At 59.1% G+C, this 21,184-nt stretch carries 20 protein-coding genes and 2 pseudogenes; 20 read left to right on the top strand and 2 right to left on the bottom strand.

Going from position 1 to position 21,184, the window contains the following annotated elements; all coding sequences use genetic code 11:
- Positions 1-366: 366 nt before the first annotated feature.
- Positions 367-1,161 carry an alkaline phosphatase D family protein gene (locus tag ACIQ39_RS11305; RefSeq protein WP_396434703.1) on the bottom strand — a complete coding sequence of 265 codons (795 nt, stop codon included), beginning with the start codon at positions 1,159-1,161 and terminating at the stop codon, positions 367-369.
- A 349-nt stretch (positions 1,162-1,510) separates the two neighbouring features.
- Between ACIQ39_RS11305 and ACIQ39_RS11300 the strand changes: the two genes are divergently transcribed.
- The 14 genes and pseudogenes from ACIQ39_RS11300 to purT all read left to right on the top strand — a co-directional run bounded on the left by ACIQ39_RS11300 (position 1,511) and on the right by purT (position 15,755).
- A complete protein-coding gene (locus ACIQ39_RS11300; RefSeq protein ID WP_396434702.1) occupies positions 1,511-3,520 on the top strand; it encodes a bifunctional metallophosphatase/5'-nucleotidase in 2,010 nt (669 codons plus the stop codon).
- A 52-nt stretch (positions 3,521-3,572) separates the two neighbouring features.
- Positions 3,573-3,812 (top strand): hypothetical protein, encoded by a 240-nt coding sequence (locus ACIQ39_RS11295; RefSeq protein ID WP_396434701.1) that lies wholly within the window; start codon positions 3,573-3,575, stop codon positions 3,810-3,812.
- Positions 3,813-4,031: 219 nt separating this feature from the next.
- Positions 4,032-4,271: a hypothetical protein gene (locus tag ACIQ39_RS11290; protein WP_396434700.1), complete on the top strand. Its 240-nt coding sequence runs from the start codon at positions 4,032-4,034 to the stop codon at positions 4,269-4,271.
- A gap of 93 nt (positions 4,272-4,364) precedes the next feature.
- Positions 4,365-5,373, top strand: a pseudogene (pstS, locus tag ACIQ39_RS11285) (phosphate ABC transporter substrate-binding protein PstS).
- Positions 5,374-5,464: 91 nt separating this feature from the next.
- Positions 5,465-6,442, top strand: a complete 978-nt coding sequence (gene pstC / locus ACIQ39_RS11280) for a phosphate ABC transporter permease subunit PstC (RefSeq protein WP_396434699.1) — start codon at positions 5,465-5,467, stop codon at positions 6,440-6,442.
- Positions 6,443-6,449: 7 nt separating this feature from the next.
- Positions 6,450-7,304 carry a phosphate ABC transporter permease PstA gene (gene pstA, locus ACIQ39_RS11275; RefSeq protein WP_396434698.1) on the top strand — a complete coding sequence of 285 codons (855 nt, stop codon included), beginning with the start codon at positions 6,450-6,452 and terminating at the stop codon, positions 7,302-7,304.
- A 54-nt stretch (positions 7,305-7,358) separates the two neighbouring features.
- Positions 7,359-8,132, top strand: a complete 774-nt coding sequence (gene pstB, locus ACIQ39_RS11270) for a phosphate ABC transporter ATP-binding protein PstB (RefSeq protein WP_396434697.1) — start codon at positions 7,359-7,361, stop codon at positions 8,130-8,132.
- Positions 8,133-8,145: 13 nt separating this feature from the next.
- Positions 8,146-8,844: a phosphate signaling complex protein PhoU gene (phoU, locus tag ACIQ39_RS11265; RefSeq protein WP_396434696.1), complete on the top strand. Its 699-nt coding sequence runs from the start codon at positions 8,146-8,148 to the stop codon at positions 8,842-8,844.
- Positions 8,841-9,536 carry a phosphate regulon transcriptional regulator PhoB gene (phoB, locus tag ACIQ39_RS11260; protein ID WP_396434695.1) on the top strand — a complete coding sequence of 232 codons (696 nt, stop codon included), beginning with the start codon at positions 8,841-8,843 and terminating at the stop codon, positions 9,534-9,536. Before phoU ends, phoB begins: the two co-directional genes overlap by 4 nt.
- Positions 9,537-9,549: 13 nt before the next feature.
- Complete coding sequence (phoR, locus tag ACIQ39_RS11255) at positions 9,550-10,884, top strand: phosphate regulon sensor histidine kinase PhoR (protein WP_396434694.1); 1,335 nt, start codon at positions 9,550-9,552, stop codon at positions 10,882-10,884.
- A 153-nt stretch (positions 10,885-11,037) separates the two neighbouring features.
- Positions 11,038-11,997, top strand: coding sequence for a porin (locus ACIQ39_RS11250; RefSeq protein ID WP_396434693.1), 960 nt, complete (start codon positions 11,038-11,040; stop codon positions 11,995-11,997).
- A 160-nt stretch (positions 11,998-12,157) separates the two neighbouring features.
- On the top strand, positions 12,158-13,564 hold the full coding sequence (locus ACIQ39_RS11245) for a UDP-glucose dehydrogenase family protein (RefSeq protein WP_396434692.1): 1,407 nt from the start codon (positions 12,158-12,160) through the stop codon (positions 13,562-13,564).
- 56 nt (positions 13,565-13,620) lie between these two features.
- Positions 13,621-14,625, top strand: a complete 1,005-nt coding sequence (locus ACIQ39_RS11240) for an adenosine kinase (RefSeq protein ID WP_396434691.1) — start codon at positions 13,621-13,623, stop codon at positions 14,623-14,625.
- Positions 14,622-15,755: a formate-dependent phosphoribosylglycinamide formyltransferase gene (gene purT, locus ACIQ39_RS11235; protein WP_396434690.1), complete on the top strand. Its 1,134-nt coding sequence runs from the start codon at positions 14,622-14,624 to the stop codon at positions 15,753-15,755. The genes ACIQ39_RS11240 and purT overlap by 4 nt, the downstream gene beginning before the upstream one ends.
- A 135-nt stretch (positions 15,756-15,890) precedes the next feature.
- On the opposite strand, the pseudogene ACIQ39_RS11230 reads toward purT, so the two are convergent.
- A pseudogene (locus tag ACIQ39_RS11230) lies at positions 15,891-16,085 on the bottom strand (dTDP-4-dehydrorhamnose 3,5-epimerase family protein); the annotation flags it as partial.
- Between the two features lie 6 nt (positions 16,086-16,091).
- Between ACIQ39_RS11230 and ACIQ39_RS11225 the strand changes: the two are divergent.
- The 6 genes from ACIQ39_RS11225 to ACIQ39_RS11200 all read left to right on the top strand — a co-directional run.
- Positions 16,092-16,556 carry a hypothetical protein gene (locus tag ACIQ39_RS11225; protein ID WP_396434689.1) on the top strand — a complete coding sequence of 155 codons (465 nt, stop codon included), beginning with the start codon at positions 16,092-16,094 and terminating at the stop codon, positions 16,554-16,556.
- A gap of 77 nt (positions 16,557-16,633) precedes the next feature.
- Entirely contained in the window at positions 16,634-18,064 is a 1,431-nt protein-coding gene (locus ACIQ39_RS11220) for a hypothetical protein (protein ID WP_396434688.1), read from the top strand.
- Positions 18,065-18,066: 2 nt separating this feature from the next.
- Positions 18,067-19,470, top strand: a complete 1,404-nt coding sequence (locus ACIQ39_RS11215; protein WP_396434687.1) for a multicopper oxidase family protein — start codon at positions 18,067-18,069, stop codon at positions 19,468-19,470.
- Between the two features lie 89 nt (positions 19,471-19,559).
- Positions 19,560-20,060, top strand: coding sequence for a plastocyanin/azurin family copper-binding protein (locus ACIQ39_RS11210; protein WP_396434686.1), 501 nt, complete (start codon positions 19,560-19,562; stop codon positions 20,058-20,060).
- 11 nt (positions 20,061-20,071) lie between these two features.
- Positions 20,072-20,836: a DUF411 domain-containing protein gene (locus ACIQ39_RS11205; RefSeq protein WP_396434685.1), complete on the top strand. Its 765-nt coding sequence runs from the start codon at positions 20,072-20,074 to the stop codon at positions 20,834-20,836.
- Between the two features lie 154 nt (positions 20,837-20,990).
- Positions 20,991-21,184 (top strand): uroporphyrinogen decarboxylase family protein (locus ACIQ39_RS11200; RefSeq protein ID WP_396434684.1); only part of this gene is annotated, 194 nt, incomplete at its 3' end.

The following is a 21,184-nucleotide window of genomic DNA, read 5'->3' as shown; positions in this document are numbered from 1 at the left end:
ATCTATCCGGCAGACCCAGCGAAGCCCTCCCTACCCGTCATGGCGAGCGCAGCGCGGCCATCCATCCCCTTTGAGGCGAGCGCAAAGCGTGAACGGGCATGGATCGCTTCGTGCCTCGCGATGACAGCTCGGGGCTCATGGCTTCACCTCATATCCGTCATGGTGAGCGCAGCGCGGCCATCCATACAAGTCATGCCGAGGGAGGCCATCCATATCCGTCATGGCGAGCGCAGCCCTCCATATCCGTCATGGCGAGCGCAGCGTGGCCATCCATCCCCTTTGAGGCGAGCGTAAAGCGTGAGCGAGCATGGATCGCTTCGTGCCTCGCGATGACAGATCGGGGCTCATGGCTTCACCTATTTCCTGTCATGGCGAGCGCAGCCATCCACACACGTCATGGCGAGCGCAGCGCGCCCTCCACGCGCCTTCGGTGGCCGGGTCATGGTTTTCTGCGCCATCGGTGTAGGCGTCGTTGGCGCCTTCGTGGTCGTCCCACATCGCAATCATGGGTTTCAAAGCGTGCAGGTTTTTGCTGTCCGGGTCACTTTTGTATTGGGCGTGGCGTGTTCGGTAATCGGCCAGCGTGAGCAGCTCATGGGCAGGCAAAGACACCCGGTCCAAAGCGGCTGCGTCGGCCGAGGCGTAACCATTGCTGCCATATTCGTAAATGTAGTCACCCAGGTGCAGGGTCAATTCCGCATCACTTTTGGCCACCTCGGCGTACACATTGAAAAAACCAGCAGGGTAGTTGGCGCAGCTCATCACCGCCAGCTTCAAGCTCGTGGTGCTCAGCGGCAAGGTGCGGGTACGGCCCACGGGGGACAGGTTGCCGCCTTGCTTGAACCTGTAAAAGTAAGCCGTGCCCGCTTGCAAGCCGGTGGCGTCTGCCTTGGCGGTGTAAGCCGTGGCTGCAGTGGCCCGAACCGCTCCTTCGCTGACCACTTGTGTGAAAGCCGCATCGGTGGCCACTTGGTAGGTCAATGGCACGTCCAAATCAAGCTCGGCAAAGCGGGCGTGGGTCCACAGCACCACGCGGTCCGACAAAGGGTCGCCGCTTGCAACGCCGTAGGCGAACGCCGCTTGGGGGCTGTCTGCACCGCCACAGGCCGACAAGCCTGCGCCAGTCGCCAGCAAAGCGCTGACGCTGGCAATTTTGATCACAAATTCCCGGCGCGAAGGCACCTGGTGTTGCGCGGTCGCTGGGTGCTCGGGGCGGGGGGGTAACGGCGGAGGCATCGGGGTGCATGGCGGTGGTCAAAGTTGGCTCCAATTGAAAAAATTAAAAAAATCAACAATTGAATTTCTCCCAATTGCATGAAGTGCGCGTGAAACATTTGTGAAGATTGGGTGTATTGGGCAACGCACAAAACCCGAGCGCTATTTTTCAAGGCCATTTCACAGCTTTGACATCGATTTTTCGTGTGCTTGTCACGCGGCCAGATTAGCTTTAGAGGGTCTTTTTCAACCCCGAAAGTCTTCTATGAAACAGCTCGTTAACCGAAGAATCCTGATGTCTTCAATCGCCTCTGTGGCCGCTGCGCTGGTGCTCACCGCGTGTGGTGGTGGTGTGCCCAAAGCCGACTTCACTTTGCAGCTGCTGCATTTGTCGGATGCCGATGGTTCAGACAGCACCGCACTCAAAAGCGTGGCCAACATGTCGGGTCTGATCGCCAAATTTCGGGCGCAGTACCCCCAGCAAACCCTGACCGTGAGTTCGGGGGATAACTTCATTCCCGGTCCCCGTTACAACGCCGCTTACGACCCGAGCTTGGCATCGCTTTTGGGCCGGGCCAACGTGGGCCGCGCCGACATCGCTTTTTTGAACGCCATGGGTATCCACGCCTCTGCGATTGGCAACCACGACTTGGACGGGGGCACCAAAGAGTTTGCCGACTTGATCAAGCCCGAAGGCCTGGCCACAGATGCCACGCGCTGGGTGGGTGCCGCTTTCCCCTATTTGTCCTACAACGTGGATTTTTCAAAAGACAGCCAAACCTCACCTTTGGCCGTGGCCAACGGCGGCAATGCGGCTGATCAAGCGGGCAAACTGTCCGGCTGGACCCAAGTGACCGTGGGCCGTGAAACGGTGGGCGTGATCGCTGCCGGTTCGCCGGTTTTTGCCACCATCACCAACCCGGGCGACTTGCAATTTGCCCCTGTTTTGAACGGCAGCGAAGTCGATGTGCCGGCTTTGGCCGCGGTGATTCAAAAGGGCGTGGACGAGATGACCGCCGCTGGCATCAACAAAGTGGTCTTGCTGGCGCACATGCAAAGCTTGGCGGTTGAAAAAGCCTTGGCCACACGGCTGAAAAACGTGGACATCATTGTTGCCGGGGGTTCCAACACCTTGCTCTCAGATGCCAACGATGTGCTGCGCACAGGCGACAAATCGGCCGGCACTTACCCCTTCCTCACGGTGGATGCTGCTGGCCAGCCCACGGTGGTGGTCAACGTGGACGCTGACTACAAGTACTTGGGCCGTTTCATGGCCCCGTTCGACGCCAAGGGCGTGTTGGTTCCTGAGCGTTTCAACGACCGCCTGTCGGGCGCTTGGGCCACCAGTGAGAGCGACGACAGTGCTGGAGGCGTGAGCGCCTCGGCTGTGGTGAGCCAAATCAGAGACGCCATACAAGCCGTGTTGAAGGCCAAAGACGGTGCCGTTTTTGGCAGCACCAGCGTGTTTTTGGAAGGTCGCCGCGCCGCTGTGCGCAACGAGGAAACCAACTTTGGCAACCTGACCGCCGACGCCAATTTGTGGTATGCCCAGTTGCTCGACCCCACGGTGCAAATTGCCTTGAAAAACGGTGGTGGCATTCGCGCTGAAATCGGCGAAGTGCTGCTGCAGGCGGGCTCCACGTCGGCGCTGACTTTGAGCCCACCCAAGGGCAACCCCGAGGTGAATCGCCAAACCGGCGAGGTGTCGCAGTTGGCCATCGAGACCGCTTTGAAGTTCAACAACAAGCTCTGGACCTTTGATGTCACGGCGGCGCAACTCAAGTCCTTGCTGGAGCACGGTGTGGCCAGCCTGGGCAGCCAAGGGCGCTTTCCCCAAGTGGGCGGCATGTCGTTCAGCTACGATCCCAGCAAAACAGCGCAGGTGCTGACCAACTTTGCCGTGACCACCGCCGGTGAGCGCATCCGCTCACTCAAAGTGGGCAGCGATGTGGTGGTCTCCAATGGCCTGTTGGTGGGTGATCCGCTGCGCACATTCCGTATGGTCACGCTCAACTTTTTGGCCAGAGGCAGCACCGATGACATCGGCGGGGGTGATGGCTACCCCTTCCCCGCTACAGCTGATTTTGTCAATTTGGTCAAGCTCGATGAAAGCTTGACGCCAAGCACAGCAGGGGGTGAAGCCAGCACGGCCACGGCTGTTTTGGGCAGCGAGCAAGACGCCTTCATGAAGTACATGAAGAGCCGGTTTGGCAGCACCGCCTTTGCCGCCGCTGACACCGCTGCCGCGCAGGACACCCGCATTCAAAACACAGCCCTGCGCAGCGACACGGTGTTGGCTGACTGAGGCTTTCAAAGGGGCCGCGTGCCCCTTGGCTCATGCACACCAAGCGCTGTGCATGAGCAGCTCAGCCCTGCTGGTTCTGGGCCTGGGCCATGCATTCCCGTCATGGCGAGCGCAGCCATCCAATATCCGTCATGGCGAGCGCAGCGCGGCCATCTACACACGTCATGGCGAGCGCAGCGCGGCCATCCACACACGTCATGGCGAGCGCAGCGCGGCCATCCACACACGTCATGGCGAGCGCAGCGCGGCCATCCATTCCCTCAGCCATCCATATCCGTCGTGGCGAGGATAGCCCTCCCTATCCGTCATGGCGAGCGCAGCGCGGCCATCCATCCCCTTTGAGGCGAGCGCAAAGCGTGAACGAGCATGGATCGCTTCGTGCCTCGCGATGACAGATTGGGGCTCATGGCTTCACCTCATATCCGTCGTGGCGAGCGCAGCCCTCCATACACGTCATGCCGAGCGCGGCCATCCATACAAGTCATGCCGAGCGCAACCCTCCATACACGTCATGCCGAGCGCAGCCATCCCATATCCGTTATGGCGAGCGCAGCGCGGCCATCCATTTCTCATTCTGGTTTGTCACCTTGCAGCCCGCGATGACAAGCAACTGAAAGCGATGACTGTCAACTGCCTCGGTTGCCATGCAAATGAACCCCAAGGCATTTTTTACCGGTTTCCTGTGCGCCTGTCATCGAAAAATGGGCCGCATAAACAGGCTTGGCTGTTACCATCTGCAGCAGATTTTTGACACATTACTGTCACATTCAAGCGTTAAAGTCAACGCAGTCCCTAGGAAAACCCTAGGTGGCTTTAGATTCACACCCCTGAACCAGGAGCTTAAATGTTGAAATTGAAATCCTTCGTGGCAGCCATCGGCCTGAGCGCTGTTGCAGCAGCCAGCTTTGCCGCCGACATCACCGGCGCCGGCGCGACTTTCCCCTTCCCGATCTATGCCAAGTGGGCTGAAGCCTACAAAAAAGAGACTGGCACGGGCATGAACTACCAGTCCATCGGTTCTTCCGGTGGCCTCAAGCAGATCCGCGCCAAGACCGTGACTTTCGGTGCCTCTGACGCCCCTGTGGGCGGCGCTGACCTTGACAAAGACGGTATGGTCCAGTTCCCAGCCATTATTGGCGGCACGGTGCCTGTGCTCAATTTGGACGGTTTCAAGCCTGGCGAATTGCGCGTGACTGGCTGAAATGTTCATGGGCAAAATCAGCAAATGGAACGATGCCAAGCTGCTTGCTTTGAATCCTGGCAAGACTCTGCCCAATGAAACCATCACCGTGGTGCACCGCGCCGACGGTTCGGGCACGACCTTCAACTTCACCGATTACCTGGCCGCTGTCAGCAAAGACTGGGCAGACACCGTGGGCAAGGGCGCTGCAGTCAAGTGGCCAGCACCAACCTCCGTGGGTGGCAAGGGCAACGAAGGTGTTGCAGCCAACGTGAACCGTGTCAAGGGTTCTGTGGGTTATGTGGAATACGCCTACGTGAAAAAGAACAACATGAACTTCATGCAGTTGCAAAACGCCAACGGCAAGTTCGTCAACCCAAGCGAAGAGGCCTTTGCGGGTGCCGCTGCTGGTGCTGACTGGTTCAGCGTGCCTGGCATGGGTGTGTCCATGGTCAATGCCAAGGGCAACGACAGCTGGCCCATCAGCACCGCCTCTTTCATCTTGATGTACAAGAACCCAGCCGACAAAGCGGCTTCTGCTGAAGTCTTGAAGTTCTTCGACTGGTCTTTCAAGAACGGCAAGAAAATGGCTTCAGAACTCGACTACGTGGCATTGCCCGACAGCCTGACCAACGACATCCGTTCTAAAGTCTGGTCACAAATCCAGAAGTAATCCAGGCCCTGGTCTGTCATCCGTCGGTTGTTGTTCAGCGACCGACGGATTTCTTGTTTAATTTGATGCTCTTTGTTTGATGGGTCAAGACATGCAAACCCCCCTCTCCAGCGCGGACAGCCACAGCCAGATGTTGGCTGTTGTCAAGCGCCAGCGGCTGCAAGACGTGTTGTTTCACCGCCTGACGCAGTTGTTCTCTTTTTTGGTTTTGCTGGCCTTGGCTGGGATCATCGTGTCTTTGTTCATCAACGCTTGGCCCACTTTTGCCAAGTTCGGTGCGCGTTTCATTTGGTACGTTGAGTGGGACATCATCAACGAAGAGTTTGGTGCGGCCATTGCCATCGTGGGCACCATGGCCAGTGCGGGCATCGCCATGCTGGTGGCGGTACCTTTGGCTTTTGGCATTGCCGTGTTCCTGACCGAGACCTGCCCCGTCTGGTTGCGTCGCCCTTTGGGCACGGCCATTGAGTTGTTGGCGGCTGTGCCCTCCATCATTTACGGCATGTTTGGTCTGTTTGTGTTTGCGCCCTTGTTTGCCGATTACATCCAGGTGCCGCTGCGCGATCTGCTGGGCGGCATGCCCCTGATCGGCTTCCTGTTTGGTGGCGCCCCCAACGGCATGGGCATTTTGGCGGCCGGCATTGTGTTGGCCTTCATGGTCTTGCCTTTTGTGGCCGCGGTGATGCGCGACGTGTTCGAAATCACGCCCCCCATCTTGCGCGAGTCGGCCTATGGCTTGGGTTGCACCACTTGGGAAGTGGTGCGCAAGATCGTGCTGCCATACACCCAAAAAGGGGTCATTGGCGGCATCATGTTGGGCCTGGGCCGCGCCTTGGGTGAGACCATGGCGGTGACCTTTGTGATTGGCAATGCCAACCGCATGCCTACCTCGCTGTTTTCGCCAGGCACGTCGATCGCTTCGACCTTGGCCAACGAATTCGGTGAGGCCGATGACTTCCATATTTCTTCATTGTTCGCGCTCGGCTTCTTGCTTTTTGCAATCACATTCGTGGTGTTGGCCTTGGCCAAAATATTGATCAATCGGGCTGAAAAAGCCAAGGGGTTCTGACATGGCGATGAACATGAATCACGCGCTGTACCGCAGGCGCCGCCTGGCCAATGCCTGGGGCATGGTCACCTCCATGTTGGCCATGGCTTTGGGTTTGGCCGTGTTGCTGTGGATATTGGTGGTCTTGTTCACCAACGGTTTTGCAGCGTTGGACTGGAACATCTTGACCAAGGACACGCCTGCGCCAGGCACCGAGGGCGGGGGCTTGCGCAATGCCATCGTGGGCAGTTTGATGATGGTTGGCTTGTCGGTTTTGGTCGCCACACCTGTGGGCATTTTGGCAGGCATTTACCTCACCGAATACGGCGATCAAAGCAAAACCGCTGAGCTCACCCGTTTCGTGACCGACATCATGTTGTCCGCACCGTCAATCGTGATTGGTTTGTTTGTGTATGCGATCGCCGTGGCCACCTTGGGCGGGTTTTCTGGTTACGCAGGCAGCCTGGCGCTGACGCTGATTGCTGTGCCTGTGGTGATGCGAACCACTGAAAACATGCTCCGCCTGGTGCCTGGCAGCTTGCGCGAGGCGGCTTTTGCCCTGGGTGCACCGCGCTGGAAGGTGTCGCTGTCGGTGACGCTGCGCGCTGCCAAAAGCGGTGTGATCACCGGTGTTTTGCTGGCCATTGCCCGCATCAGCGGTGAGACAGCGCCTTTGTTGTTCACCGCGTTGAGCAACCAGTTCTACAACGATGACATGAGCAAGCCCATGGCGAATTTGCCGGTGGTGATTTTCCAGTTTGCCATGAGTCCTTACGACAACTGGATTCGCCTGGCTTGGGGTGGCGCACTCTTGATCACCTTGACGGTTCTGGTTTTGAACATCTTGGCCCGCGTGTTTTTCAGGGACAAACAGTCAGCCTGAGGCTGACGGTTCCGAATACCGCTGCTTTTTCTCTTTGCATTCACAGGAATTCTCATGCCTGACAAGACACCGACCCAAAACGCGCTTGAAGTGCGTAAGCTGGACTTTTACTACGGCAAATTCAAAGGCCTGAAAAACGTCAACCTCGACATCGCAGAGCACCGCGTGACGGCCTTCATTGGTCCATCCGGTTGCGGCAAATCCACCTTGCTGCGCACGCTCAACCGCATGTACAGCCTGTACCCCGGCCAGCGTGCGGAGGGCCAGATCAACTTTTACGGTCAGAACATCCTGGACAAAGGCCAAGACCTGAACTTGCTGCGTGCCCAAATCGGCATGGTGTTCCAAAAGCCCACGCCATTTCCCATGTCGATTTACGACAACATCGCCTTCGGTATTCGCTTGTATGAAAACCTCAGCCGCAGCGACATGGACGAGCGCGTGGAGTCGGCTTTGACTAAGGCCGCCATCTGGAACGAAGTCAAGGACAAACTGGGCCAGAGCGGACTGTCGCTCTCGGGTGGTCAGCAGCAGCGTCTGTGCATTGCCCGCACTGTGGCGGTCAAGCCCAAGGTCATCTTGCTGGACGAGCCCACATCGGCTTTGGACCCGATCTCGACCGCCAAGGTCGAAGAGTTGGTCAGCGAGTTGAAAAAAGAATACACCGTGGCCATCGTGACCCATAACATGCAGCAAGCGGCTCGGGTCTCCGACTTCACCGCCTACATGTATTTGGGCGAATTGGTGGAGTTCGGTGTGACCGAGCAAATATTCATGAAACCCGCCAAACAAGAGACCGAAGACTACATCACCGGCCGCTTTGGCTGAACAGGAGAGACACATGGACAAACACATTTCAAGCCAATTCGACGCCGAACTCACAGGTGTCTCCTCCCGCGTGCTGGAGTTGGGTGGTTTGGTCGAGTCGCAAACCCGCCACGCGGTGTATGCCTTGGCCCAGTTCAGCGCCGAGGTGGCCGAACAGGTGGTGGCCACCGAAAAGCAGGTCAATGCACTGGAGGTCGAAATCGACCGTGAGTTGGCCTCCATCATTGCCCGCCGTCAGCCTACTGCCCGCGATTTGCGCCTGTTGATGGCCATCTCCAAAATCACCGGCAACTTGGAGCGTGCAGGCGACGAGGCCGAGCGCATCGCGCGCATGGTCAAATTGATTTTGGAGCAGGGCACGCCTCGCAACCTGCCTTCTTCCGAGTTGCGTGTGGCGGCCGATTTGGCCACCGGTTTGCTGCGCAAGTCGCTCGATTCTTTTGCGCGTTTGGATGTCAACACGGCCTTGGTGATCTTGAAAGAAGATGACCTGATCGACGCCGAGTTCAACGGCTTTGTGCGCAAGCTGGTCACCTACATGATGGAAGACCCTCGCACCATTTCGGCCAGCCTTGATTTGCTGTTCGTGGCCAAAGCCATTGAGCGCATTGGCGACCACGCCAAAAACATCGCCGAGTTTGTGATTTATGTGGTCAAAGGTGCCGACGTGCGCCACACCGCTTTGACAGAGATTGAAAAAGCCGTGCAATGAGAACCGTACCCCGCATTTTGATTGTTGAGGACGAGCCCGCCATTGCCGAGCTGATCGCGGTCAATCTGCGGCACAACGGTTTTCAGCCGGTCTGGACCATCGATGCCGAAACCGCGCAGCGCGAGCTCGACGAAATCCTGCCCGACGCGATTTTGCTCGACTGGATGCTGCCCGGCGAAAGTGGCCTGGCGTTGGCCCGCAAATGGCGTGCTGCCGCGCGCACCAAGGCCGTCCCCATCTTGATGCTCACAGCACGTGGCGATGAGCCCGACCGTGTGGCGGGCTTGGATGCAGGTGCTGACGATTACATCGTCAAGCCTTTTTCTCCGCGTGAGCTGCTGGCCCGCATCCGCGCGGTGTTGCGCCGCCGGGTGCCAGAGGCTTCGGGTGGGGTGGTCAAGTTGGGTGATTTGCAACTCGATGCCGATACGCACCGCGTGGTTTTGGCCGACAAACCCTTGAAGGTGGGGCCGACCGAGTTCAAGTTGTTGCACTATTTGATGCGCCACCCTGAGCGGGTGCACAGCCGTGGCGCCTTGCTCGACAAGGTGTGGGGTGACCATGTGTACATCGAAGAGCGCACGGTGGATGTGCATGTCAAACGCCTGCGTGAGTCTTTGTGCGAAGCTGGCACGATGATTGAAACCGTGCGGGGTGCGGGTTACCGTTTCACCCACGTGCCCATGGCCTGAGTTTTCTTGACGCATGTTTTTAGCACTGGTGGAACTGTTTTTTTGGGTGGGCTTTGTGGGCTTGCCGGGCTGGTTGCTGGGGGGAGGGCTGGGGGCCAGTTTGGCGGCATTGTTGGCGCTGATGGTTTATGCCTTGATGTTGGTCTGGAAGGTCGAGCGCCTTGACCGCTGGCTGAATTCGTCGCAGTGGCAAGGCGATCCGCCCTGGCAGGGCATTTGGCTGGACATGGCTGTGCGCGTGCAGCGCAAATTCAAACAACTCGAAAAACGTGCGTTCGTGCACCAAAAGCGTTTACAAGATTTTTTGTCGGCCTTGCAGGCCTCGCCCAATGGTGTCGTCTTGCTCGACGAGAAAGCCCGCATAGACTGGTGCAACGACACGGCCGCCGCCCATTTGGGGCTGGACGCGCAGAGAGACCATATGCAGCACATTGTGCACATGGTGCGTGACCCTGTTTTTGCGCGCTACTTTGCGCAAGACCAACACCCCAGCGATGTGATTTTGGAGGGCCGCTCTCACCCGTCCTTGCATGCGCAAAAACTCTCGGTTCAGTTGCACGCTTATGGCGAGGGGCGTTTGCTGCTCTTGACCCGTGACATCACGGCATTGGCGCAAGCCGAGGCGATGCGGCGCGATTTTGTGGCCAATGTGTCGCACGAAATCCGCACCCCTTTGACCGTGCTCAGCGGCTTTGTGGAGACCTTGCAGTCGGTGCCTTTGACTGCCCAAGAGGTGCAGCAGTATCTGGAGCTGATGTCGGTGCAGTCCGATCGCATGCAATCCTTGGTGGCCGATTTGTTGACCCTGTCGCAACTGGAGGGCAAGCATTTGGTGGGTGACCAAGAAAAAATTTCTTTGAGCGATTTGATGTCACAGGTGTACGCCGATGGCCAAGCGCTGTCCGAGGTCATGGCCAGCAAAGCCCAAGAGCCTGCACACCGCTTGTTGCTGTCGCCTGTGCCCGATGTTGATTTGTTGGGCGTGCACTCCGAGCTGATGAGTGCGGCCTCTAACTTGGTGCACAACGCCATCCGCTACACCCCTTTGGGTGGCGTGATTGAAATGGAATGGCGATTGGTGCCCGAGGGCATCGTGTTCGCGGTCAAAGACACGGGCCCTGGCATTGCGGCTGAGCACGTGCCACGCTTGTCTGAACGTTTTTACCGCGTGGACCGCAGCCGCTCCAGAGAAACCGGCGGCACAGGCTTGGGCTTGGCGATCACCAAACACGTCATGCAGCGCCATGGTGGTGAGTTGCGCATTGAAAGTGTGCTGGGTCAGGGCTCGACCTTCAAGCTGTGCTTGCCCGCGAGTCGCGTGGTTTTGCCGGAAACGCAACTTATTTAATTTGGTCAATTTAGAGATTGCGCGGGTCAAAAATCAACCTAACTTTGAATCTTAATAAAACCTTCATCGTCTTGAAATACCTTGGGAAGAACATGCCAATTGTTGAGTTGATCGCACCTCGGCAATTTATTAACTTTCCAATGGACACCCGTCATGATGAAAAAATCTGCACTTTTTTTGGCCCTTTCTGCAGCCATGGCCACTCCAGCTTTCGCAGCTGAGTTTCAGGTCAACAAAGACACCAAATTTCAGGTCAACGTCGAAGTCGGCGCATACCACCAAGATGTCAAAACAAACAAAGGTGTGAGCAACACCGCGTTCACCGGCAAGGGTTTGAACCAAATCGAAATCAAGGCCGACCACGTGGTCTCAGCCGATGTGACCGTGTTTGGTGAAATCGAAATCGACTACGACCCGATTGGCGACAACGGTGCGGTGCTGACAGACGATGTGCGCGTGGGCATCAACAGCAAGTCCATGGGCCGGTTTTCGGTGGGTCAATTTGACAGCTACTTTGAAGACAACGTGATCGAAATTTTGGCCACTGGCAATGGCGACAGTGCCTATCTGGCGGAGGCTGCTTCAGACAACGATGGCCGCCGCCTGCAGTGGATCAAGCCCTTGGGTCCCGTGACCTTGGCTGTCGAAGCCAGCCGCGCCACCAGCTCAGCCGACAAAACCAAAACCGGCACAGGTGTTGGTGTCACTGGCATGTACAAGATCGGTGCTTTGAGCTTGGCGGTGGGCATGGCCAACTTGAACAAGTTCTCCTCATCGGGTGCTGCCGTCACCAACGAAAAAACCACGGCCGCTTCGGCCAAGTACAACATGGGCAATCTGAGCTTTATGGGTTTGGTGGCCAAGCAAGACAAACTCAATGGCGACGCCATCGACATCCTGGGTGCTGGCATGAAATACAAGATGGGCCAGTTCGATGTGGGCCTGGCTTTGCAGAACCTCGAAGAAACCGGCCAAGACAAGCGCACCGAAATGTCCTTGGGCCTGGGTTACAAGCCATTTAAAAATATGACGTTTTTCTTTGATGTGCTCAAAGCCGACAAAGCCAAAAAAGAAGGCGATGTCCTTGAGGTGGGCGTGAAGTACAAGTTTTAATCTGACTTGCTTAGTTTTTTTAAGGTTTTGCCGCCCTCGTGAGAGGGCGGCTTTTTTTTGTGTTGCCGCACTTGCCGACTTTGTCGCGATTTCTTCACACCAGTGACACGCCCGATTCATGTGCAGCGTCGACCATGTGTGCAGCTTTTGGAGAAATGCAATGCGCGTCACGGTCATGGGTTCGGGTTATGTGGGTTTGGTCACAGGCGCATGCTTGTCGGACCTGGGTTTCAAAGTGGTGTGCATGGACAAGGACGAAGACAAAATCCGTGCACTGCAAGAAGGCCATGTGCCGATTTACGAGCCGGGTCTGCAGGATTTGCTCGGCCGTAACCGGGCAGACGGGCGCATCCGCTTTACCAGCGATGCCAGCGATGCAGTGGCGCATGGCGATGTCTTGTTCATCGCGGTGGGCACGCCACCTGCCGAAGACGGCTCTGCCGATTTGGGCCATGTGTTGTCGGTGGCGTCGTCGATTGGGCGTCATCTGAAAAGTTTCAAACTGGTGGTCAACAAATCGACCGTGCCGGTGGGCACGGCCGACAAGGTGCGTGCGGCAATCACCCATGAGTTGCAACAACGCGGCATGGTGCCCGATGGCTTTGATGTGGTGTCCAACCCCGAGTTCCTCAAAGAAGGTGCGGCCATCGACGATTTCATGCGCCCCGACCGCATCGTGGTGGGTGTCGATGCGGGGCCGCACCACGCGCGCAGCCAGCGCATGATGGGCGATTTGTACGCCAGCTTCAACCGCCACCATGCCCGCACCGTGTGGATGGATGTGCGCAGCGCCGAGCTGACCAAGTACGCCGCCAATGCCATGTTGGCCGCACGCATTTCATTCATGAACGAGATGGCCAATTTGGCCGATGCTTTGGGGGCCGATGTGGACCACATTCGGCGGGGCATTGGGGCAGACAGCCGCATCGGCTACAGCTTTTTGTACGCGGGCTGTGGTTATGGGGGCAGCTGCTTTCCCAAAGACACACAAGCGCTGTTGAGCACGGCGCAAGCGCATGGCCACAGCATGGCGGTGGTGGGTGCCACAGAGCAAGTCAACGAACGCCAAAAAACCATTTTGGTGGAGCGCTTGACCGAGCGCATGGGTGCCGATTTGAGTGGCCGAAAAATTGCAGTTTGGGGCTTGGCCTTCAAGCCCAACACCGACGACATCCGCGAAGCGCCCAGCCGCGTGGTGATTGCCCAGTTGCTGCGGCGAGGTGCCCAAGTTTGCGCATTTGACCCGGTGGCCGGTCAGCAGGCCTTGCAGGCCATCGCACAAGATTTGGCACACGACACGCAGTTGCTCAGCCGCTTGCATTTGGCCGAGTCCGACATGGACGCGCTGGCATCGGCCGATGCCTTGATGGTCTTGACCGAGTGGAAAATTTTTCACAACCCCGATTTCGAGGCCATCAAGTCATGCATGCGTGTGCCCTATATTTTGGACGGCAGAAACCTCTACAACCCCCAAGCCTTGGCAGAAATGGGCATCGCCTACCAAGGGGTTGGTCGGCGCAATGACTTGGTGCAGTCGCTGAACTTTGACCTCGCCCCCCTGGGCTAAAACAAGCCGGTGTTCAACCGCTAAACTCTTGCTTTTCGCTCTGCAAACTTAGCCCCATGCCCCAATACCACCTCTACGCCATTGGCAATGCCTTGGTCGACACCGAATACGAAGTTTCTGACGAGCTGCTCAGCGCGATGGGCGTGAGCAAGCGCCACATGACCCTGATTGACACGCCTCAACGCGCCGCACTGCTCAGCCATGTGCAGGGCTTGCACGCGCGCCGCACAGGCGGTGGTTCGGCCGGCAATACGGTGGTGGCACTGGCGCAATTGGGCGGCAAGGCCTTTTATTCTTGCCGCGTGGCCAACGATGAATTGGGGGCGTTTTACACGCAAGACCTGCAAAGCAACGGCGTGGCCACCAATTTGACGCACAACCGCCCCGCCGAAGGTCAAACTGGCAGTTGCATGGTGCTGGTCACACCCGATGCCGAGCGCAGCATGTGCACATTTTTGGGTGCCACCGCGCAACTCGATGCCAGTGCCCTGCAGCCGCAAGCCATCGCCCATGCCCGTATTTACTACATGGAGGGCTACCTGGCCGCCTCGCCCACCGGGCTTGCGGCCGCCATTCAAGGCCGCCAAATCGCCACCGAACACCAGGTGCAAACCGCCTTGACCCTGAGCGATGTGAGCATGATCAATTTCTGCCGACCTGGCTTAGAAGCCATGATCGGCAAGGCGCTGAACTACCTGTTTGTCAACGAAGAAGAAGCACAAACCTGGTGCGGTACGCACGACTTGGACGCCATCATCGGCCAACTGTCGGCTTTGGCCACCACGCTTTGCCTGACACGGGGCCCTCAAGGCTGCATCGTGGTGCAAGGGGGGCAGCGCACCGAGGTGCCCGCTGTGCCGACGCAAGCCGTGGACACGAATGGCGCAGGGGACATGTTTGCGGGCAGCTTTTTGTACGGCATCACCCATGGCCACACGCTGGCCCAATCGGCGGCGCTGGCCAACCGCGCAGCAGCCGCCGTGGTCAGCCAACATGGCAACCGCCTGACGGCCGCACAAATGCAGGCCATTTATGCAGACTTGCAAAAGGCTTGGGCATGAAAAAAATCCTCCTTTTGGGCTCCGGTGAGCTGGGCAAAGAATTCGTCATCAGCGCCAAACGTTTGGGCTGCCACGTCATCGCCTGTGACAGCTATGCGGGTGCGCCCGCGATGCAAGTGGCCGACGCGTTGGAAGTGTTCAACATGCTCGATGAAACGGCGCTGCGAGCGGCCATTGCGCGGCACCAACCCGACTTGATCGTCCCCGAGATCGAGGCCATCCGCACCGAGGTCTTGCTGGAGGTTGAAAAAGAAGGCTTCGAAGTGATCCCCAGTGCCCGAGCGGCCAACCTGACCATGAACCGCGACCGCATCCGCGACGTGGCCGTGGGTCTGGGTGTGCGCACAGCGAAATTCAGTTACGCCGACTCGGCCGCCGATCTGTTGGCACGGGCCAAGGACATCGGTTTTCCGGTCGTCATCAAACCGGTGATGAGCTCTTCGGGCAAAGGCCAAAGCGTCGCCAAGACCGCTGCCGACGTGCAAGCCAGCTGGGACTTCGCCTGCGCTGGCATGCGCGGCGACCGGCAAAAGCTCATTGTTGAAGAGTTCATCCATTTTGAATTTGAAATCACACTGCTCACGGTGCGCCAGCGCAAGGGGCCCACGCTGTTTTGCGCGCCCATTGGCCATGTGCAAGAGCGTGGCGACTACCAGTACAGCTGGCAACCCCAGAGCATGACACCCGAGCACCTGAAAGCTGCGCAAGACATGGCCCAAAAAGTCACCACCGATTTGGGCGGCGCAGGCCTGTTTGGGGTGGAGTTTTTCGTCACAAAAGACGAGGTGATTTTCAGCGAACTCAGCCCTCGGCCGCATGACACCGGCATGTGCACCTTGGTCAGCCAAAACCTGAGCGAGTTCGATCTGCATGCGCGTGCCATATTGGGCCTGCCCATTCCCCGCATCGATGGTGTGGAGGGTGCCAGCGCTGTGGTGCTCGCGGACCATGAGGGCACAAACCCCAGCTACACAGGCCTGCAAGCGGCCCTCAGCGAGCCCGATGTGGATGTGCGCATTTTTGGAAAACCCAGCACCCGACCGTTTCGCCGCATGGCGGTGGCCCTCGCCCGTGGCCCAAACGCTTTGCAGCGAGCGCGCGAGGCAGCGGCCAAGATCAAAGTGGTTTGAATTCAAACCGGCAGATGGCGTGTGCCGCATCCAGCGCAACAGAGCTTGTCGGCAGATGCCCAAAGCGCTGTGGCAGCGTGCTGGGCAGCCAACAAGGGCCGTCTGTGTAGACAGAGGGCAAGCTGTGCCCGCTGAGGGCTCGTCCCAGCGCAGGCTGCGTTCGTGAGCGGGCTGCCAGTCATCGCTGATTTTGTAGGCAAACCCAGCCTGTTCGCGCATCACCATAAAGCTGTGGGCACCACCCATGGGGGTGGTCAAGGCCGCCCACCATGGGCTTGCAAGCCGCGCAAGACCTCTGCCCCAGCCCCAGCAAGCCAATCTGGTTATCATACAAAAATGCGCAAATGGCCCATTTGGATTTTGTTGGTGCTGCTGCCCCTGCGCTTGTGGGCAGGTGCCCTTATGCCTGTGAACTTGCCTGTGAACTTGCCAGTGCCTTTGCAGTCAGCAGCCGTTGGGGTGGCGTGCCACTCGCACACACCAGCGAACAAGCCGCCGCTCAAAACCACGCATCTGGATGCGCATGCCGCCTCACCGCATCTGGGCCACAGCCCCCATGCCACACCCGAGCAAAAGTCCGCCCATGCGCAACACGGCCCCATTGCATCCACAGACACGGATGCCCCATCTTGTGAAGAAGGTCCGGGCTGTATGGCTTGCTCGGTCTGTCACCTGGGCGCAGGTTTGCCGGTGAGCGATCTGCGTTGGTCTGGCACAGCGCTGCACGTCTTGGCCACCACGCCGCTGGCCGCGCAGCTTGGCCACGCCTGGCCGCCTTTGATCAAACCGCCCATTTCCTGAAGACACGGCTTTTCGTGCGCCTGGCAGAGCCTGACGAAGGCTTGTCATGCGCTGTCCTTGTGTTTTCAGGAGTTCTCATGCCATCCCCATTTCAGGCCTTCAGGGGCCTCTCACGCCCACCCAAGCGCAGGTCTGCGGCACTGTGCTTGGCCCTCTTCACTGGCTTGAGTGCGGCACAAGCCCAGCACCACGCCCCCGCAACACCCGCCCCAATCGGTCTTAGCGATCAAACCAGCACGCTGGTCTTGCCAGCACCGAGCGTCACAGCGGCTGCACCTGCAGAGGCCACGGCCCCGTCTTGGACCCAAGCGAACGACACCGTTGGGCGATTTTTACGCGGGCACATTGATATTTTGCGCTGGGAAAAAGACAAGGCGGCCAAGTTGCCTGCCCCGGCAACCGCGCCCCTGACCACGGACACCCTCAGCCTGGACCAAGCCCTGCAGCTGGCCTTGCGCGATCGGCCCCAGTGGTTGCAACGCCCCAATATGAGCAGCGCCGAACAATCGCGTTTGCGCTTTGACCTGCAGACCCAAGTCTTGCGCGTGCAGCGCGCGTGGATCCAGGCCGTATCGGCCCAACAATCGGTCAGCCACACACGCCACGCCCTTGAGGCGGCAGAAGCTGGCGCTGATTTGGCCGAGCGCATGGCCCAGATTGGCAACTGGAGCCGTGCGCGTCAACTGCAAGAAGCCTTGTTGCTGTGGGACGCCCGCGCCCAACTGCAAAGTGCCCAACTCAAAGCACTGCAAACCCATTTGGCGTTGTGGCAACTGCTGGCTGAGCCCATCGACACTGCCGCAGCCCCAACACCAGACCTCAGCAGCAACGCCGTCAAGCCGCCTTCTGCGCTGACCTTGCCTGCTTTGCCCCCGTTGCCGCCCTTACCTGAAGCCACGCAGTCTGATGGGGCCGCGCTGGCCTCGCGTGCCTTGGCCGCTAACGCCCAGTGGCTCAGCGCGCAAGCCGATGCGCTGCGCCTGCTGCAAGGGCAAACGCCTGCCAGCTTGGCCCAAGCGCAACAGACCATGGCTGCGGCTTTGCAGGCCACACCTGCACCCCGTCTGCAGAGCGATACGCCCATCACCCCTGCGCGCTTGCCAGCCCACACCCCATGGAGCCACAGCACCGAAAACGCATGGCAAGCCAAGGTCCAAGCCGAGGCCATGGCGCGTCAAATCCACGCCGATGTGCGCCTGGCCCACGCGGCCTACCTGCACGCCCACACACAGGCCACGCAAAACCGCGTGCAGGTTTTGCGCCTGCACACGGCGCTGGAGCAAGACAGCCTGCTGCGCTACAACGGCATGCTCAAAAGCACCTGGGACTTGCTGGCCAGCGCGCGCCAACGCATCCAAAGCACCAACGCTTTGCACCAAGCCCAAACACAGGCTTGGTTGGCCTGGGCCGACTTGCAAGCCGTGCTCAACGGCCTGCCATACACCGGCAACTTGAACCTCGAAGGTGGCTCATCGGCCACCGCCTCCCAAACTTCTGCAGGACACTGACCATGCAACGCCGTGATTTTTTCCACACAACCGTCGCCGCCGCAGGCACCGTGCTGGCCGCCACAGCCGTCAACCGCAGCGCACTGGCTGGCTTGCCCGAGCCCATCATCCAAACCACCCCAGACACCGCTGCGCCATGGACCCCACCGGGTGTGACCGGCGCTGGTCGCCCCTACAAGCCAGTGGTCACGCTGAATGGCTGGACCTTGCCCTTTCGCATGAAGGGCGGCGTCAAAGAGTTCCATCTGGTGGCCGAGCCAGTGGTGCGCGAAATGGCCCCGGGCTTTGTCGTCAACATGTGGGGCTACAACGGGCAAAGCCCCGGCCCCACCATCGAGGTGGTCGAAGGCGACAAGGTGCGCATCTTTGTCACCAACAAACTGCCCGAGCACACCACCATCCACTGGCACGGCCAACGCCTGCCCAACGGCATGGACGGCGTGGGTGGTCTCAACCAAAAGCAAATTCCGGTGGGCAAAACCTTTGTGTATGAATTCGAAGCACGCCGCCCCGGCACCTTCATGTACCACCCACACGCCGACGAGATGACGCAAATGGCCATGGGCATGATGGGCCTGTGGATCACCCACCCCAAGGGCCAACACCCGCTGATTGCCGAGGTGGACCGCGATTACGCCTTTTTGCTCAACGCCTTTGACGTGACCCCGGGGGCCAAAACCCCCAACGTCAACACCATGCTGGACTTCAACATCTGGAGCTGGAACAGCCGGGTGTTTCCCGGCATCACCCCGCTGGTGGCGCGCCTGAACGACCGGGTGCGCGTGCGCGTGGGCAACTTGACCATGACCAACCACCCGATCCACATCCACGGCATCGAGTTCGAAGTGACCGGCACCGACGGTGGCCCCGTGCCGCAAACGGCGCGCTGGCCCGAGGTCACCACCGATGTGGCCGTGGGCCAAATGCGGCAACTGGAATTCATCGCCGATGAGCCGGGCGACTGGGCCATGCACTGCCACAAAAGCCACCACACCATGGGTGCCATGGGCCACGACGTGCCCACCATGATCGGCGTGGACCACCGGGGCCTGGTGCAAAAAATCCAAAACATCGTGCCCGACTACATGGTCATGGGCGAACGCGGCATGGCCGACATGGGCGAGATGGAAATGGAGTTGCCCGAGAACACCTTCCCCATGATGACCGGCACCGGACCTTACGGCCCCATCGAGATGGGCGGCATGTTCACCATGCTCAAAGTGCGGGCCGAGCAAAAGCGGGGCGATTACAGCGATCCGGGCGATTACAAACAACCCCCAGGCACGCAATCCTTTGAGTACACCGGACCCCAAGCCGTGGCCCCCCAAGCGCCGGCGGCAGCCGCTGCCAAGGCTGGCGCAAGCGTTGGCACTGCGCGCAAACCCCATGGTCATGCTCATCATTGAGCCAAGCCCCAACACACCGCAAGCCTCGTTGCGCAACCCTCATACCGGAAGCTTTACACCACAACCCTAGACACATCAGGACCTCTACCATGAACACCACCATCAAAACCTGTTTGCTCAGCCTCGTTTGGTTGAGCTCGACCATGGCGCAAGCGCATTCGCCCTCGGCCCACAAGAACCACCACGCCCCGACCGGCGCGGCCGCACCGGCTGAGCAAAAAGACTGGGGCATCGCAGGTGACCCCAAAAAAGTGCAGCGCACCATCGAGGTCCGCATGACCGACAACATGCGCTTCACGCCCAATCTGATTCAGGTCAAGCTCGGCGAAACCGTGCGCCTGGTGGCCGTGAACGCGGGTAAAGTGCTGCACGAAATCGTGATCGGCACGCCCACCGAACTCAAAGCCCATGCCGAGATGATGAAAAAACACCCCGGTATGGAGCATGACGAACCCTACATGGCACATGTCGACCCCGGTAAAAAGGGCGACATCGTCTGGACCTTCAACCGCGCGGGCAACTTCGAATTTGCTTGCCTGATTCCAGGCCACTTTGAAGCGGGCATGATTGGCCGCATCACAGTTCAATAAGGGGTCAAACCATGGACAACACACGACTGAATGCCTTGCCCAGACGCCAATGGCTCGCCGCTGCGGCTGTGCTGGCCCTCACCGGTTTTCAACGCACCGCCTTGGCGCAAGTCAGCACGGTGCAAGTCTGGAAAGACCCCAACTGCGGCTGCTGCCAAGTTTGGGTGGAGTACCTTGTGGCCAATGGCTTCAAGGTCGAGGTGCGGGACGTGGGCAACACCGCTGCCCGCAAACGCTTGGGCATGCCCGAGGCCTTGGGCTCTTGCCACACCGCCACCGTGGGCGGTTACGTCATCGAAGGCCATGTGCCCGTTGCCGAGATCCAGCGCTTGCTCAAAGAGCGGCCCGCTGCGCTGGGCTTGTCGGTGCCCGGCATGCCCATTGGCAGCCCAGGCATGGATGGTCCTGAATACAAGGGCCGCAAAGACGCTTACGACGTGTTGCTGGTGCAAAAAGACGGTGCCAGCAAAAGCTTTCAGCACTACCCCGGTCTGCCTCGCATGAAGCCACAAGCTGGCCTGCAACGCGTGAGCGACGGTGCGGCGGTTTTGCCTTGGGCCACGGCCGAGGTGCGCCGCATCGACCCAACGGCCAACAAGGTGGCCCTCAAGCACGGCGAAATCCCCAACCTCGACATGCCGCCCATGAGCATGGTGTTTCAGGTCAAGAACCCCGCCCAGCTGCAAGGCCTGAAGGTGGGACAAAAGGTGCGTTTTCAGGCGGTGCAAGAAAACGGCGCTTACTGGGTCGTGCAGATCGAAGCGGCTGCTTTGTGATCGCTGAGGCATCCACACTGGGCCATGCGCTCTGATGCAGGTGCGTTGGCTCGTTGAGCGCGGCGTCATGCAGCTTGGCAAGTGCGTATTCGCAGCAACTGAGGGCGGGTGACATGATGCGACACCCGCCCGACACGCTGCCACAATCGGGGTCATGAACGCCTCCTTCGCCCCCTTGCAAAACGACAGCTTCCTGCGCGCCTGCCTGCGCCAGGCCACCGACCACACCCCCGTCTGGCTCATGCGCCAAGCCGGGCGGTATTTGCCCGAGTACTGCGCCACCCGCGCCAAAGCCGGCAGCTTCATGGGCCTGGCCACCCACGTCGACTACGCCACCGAGGTCACCTT

Origin of the sequence: Limnohabitans sp. (genome assembly GCF_044361645.1) — a bacterium.
Classification (GTDB): domain Bacteria; phylum Pseudomonadota; class Gammaproteobacteria; order Burkholderiales; family Burkholderiaceae_C; genus Limnohabitans_A.
Note: the sequence above shows the minus strand (reverse complement) of the source record. Positions and strands in the feature narration are given on the sequence as shown.

Excerpts from the sequence above, each read along its gene's own strand:
- ACIQ39_RS11295 (WP_396434701.1), top strand. The coding sequence starts at position 3,573 with ATGAGCAGCTCAGCCCTGCTGGTTCTGGGCCTGGGCCATGCATTCCCG.
- ACIQ39_RS11250 (WP_396434693.1), top strand. The coding sequence starts at position 11,038 with ATGATGAAAAAATCTGCACTTTTTTTGGCCCTTTCTGCAGCCATGGCC.
- ACIQ39_RS11240 (WP_396434691.1), top strand. The coding sequence starts at position 13,621 with ATGCCCCAATACCACCTCTACGCCATTGGCAATGCCTTGGTCGACACC.
- ACIQ39_RS11215 (WP_396434687.1), top strand. The coding sequence starts at position 18,067 with ATGCAACGCCGTGATTTTTTCCACACAACCGTCGCCGCCGCAGGCACC.
- ACIQ39_RS11300 (WP_396434702.1), top strand. The coding sequence starts at position 1,511 with ATGTCTTCAATCGCCTCTGTGGCCGCTGCGCTGGTGCTCACCGCGTGT.
- phoU (WP_396434696.1), top strand. The coding sequence starts at position 8,146 with ATGGACAAACACATTTCAAGCCAATTCGACGCCGAACTCACAGGTGTC.
- ACIQ39_RS11220 (WP_396434688.1), top strand. The coding sequence starts at position 16,634 with ATGCCATCCCCATTTCAGGCCTTCAGGGGCCTCTCACGCCCACCCAAG.
- ACIQ39_RS11245 (WP_396434692.1), top strand. The coding sequence starts at position 12,158 with ATGCGCGTCACGGTCATGGGTTCGGGTTATGTGGGTTTGGTCACAGGC.
- phoR (WP_396434694.1), top strand. The coding sequence starts at position 9,550 with ATGTTTTTAGCACTGGTGGAACTGTTTTTTTGGGTGGGCTTTGTGGGC.
- pstA (WP_396434698.1), top strand. The coding sequence starts at position 6,450 with ATGAACATGAATCACGCGCTGTACCGCAGGCGCCGCCTGGCCAATGCC.
- phoB (WP_396434695.1), top strand. The coding sequence starts at position 8,841 with ATGAGAACCGTACCCCGCATTTTGATTGTTGAGGACGAGCCCGCCATT.
- pstB (WP_396434697.1), top strand. The coding sequence starts at position 7,359 with ATGCCTGACAAGACACCGACCCAAAACGCGCTTGAAGTGCGTAAGCTG.
- ACIQ39_RS11210 (WP_396434686.1), top strand. The coding sequence starts at position 19,560 with ATGAACACCACCATCAAAACCTGTTTGCTCAGCCTCGTTTGGTTGAGC.
- ACIQ39_RS11225 (WP_396434689.1), top strand. The coding sequence starts at position 16,092 with ATGCGCAAATGGCCCATTTGGATTTTGTTGGTGCTGCTGCCCCTGCGC.
- pstC (WP_396434699.1), top strand. The coding sequence starts at position 5,465 with ATGCAAACCCCCCTCTCCAGCGCGGACAGCCACAGCCAGATGTTGGCT.
- purT (WP_396434690.1), top strand. The coding sequence starts at position 14,622 with ATGAAAAAAATCCTCCTTTTGGGCTCCGGTGAGCTGGGCAAAGAATTC.
- ACIQ39_RS11290 (WP_396434700.1), top strand. The coding sequence starts at position 4,032 with ATGCCGAGCGCAGCCATCCCATATCCGTTATGGCGAGCGCAGCGCGGC.
- ACIQ39_RS11205 (WP_396434685.1), top strand. The coding sequence starts at position 20,072 with ATGGACAACACACGACTGAATGCCTTGCCCAGACGCCAATGGCTCGCC.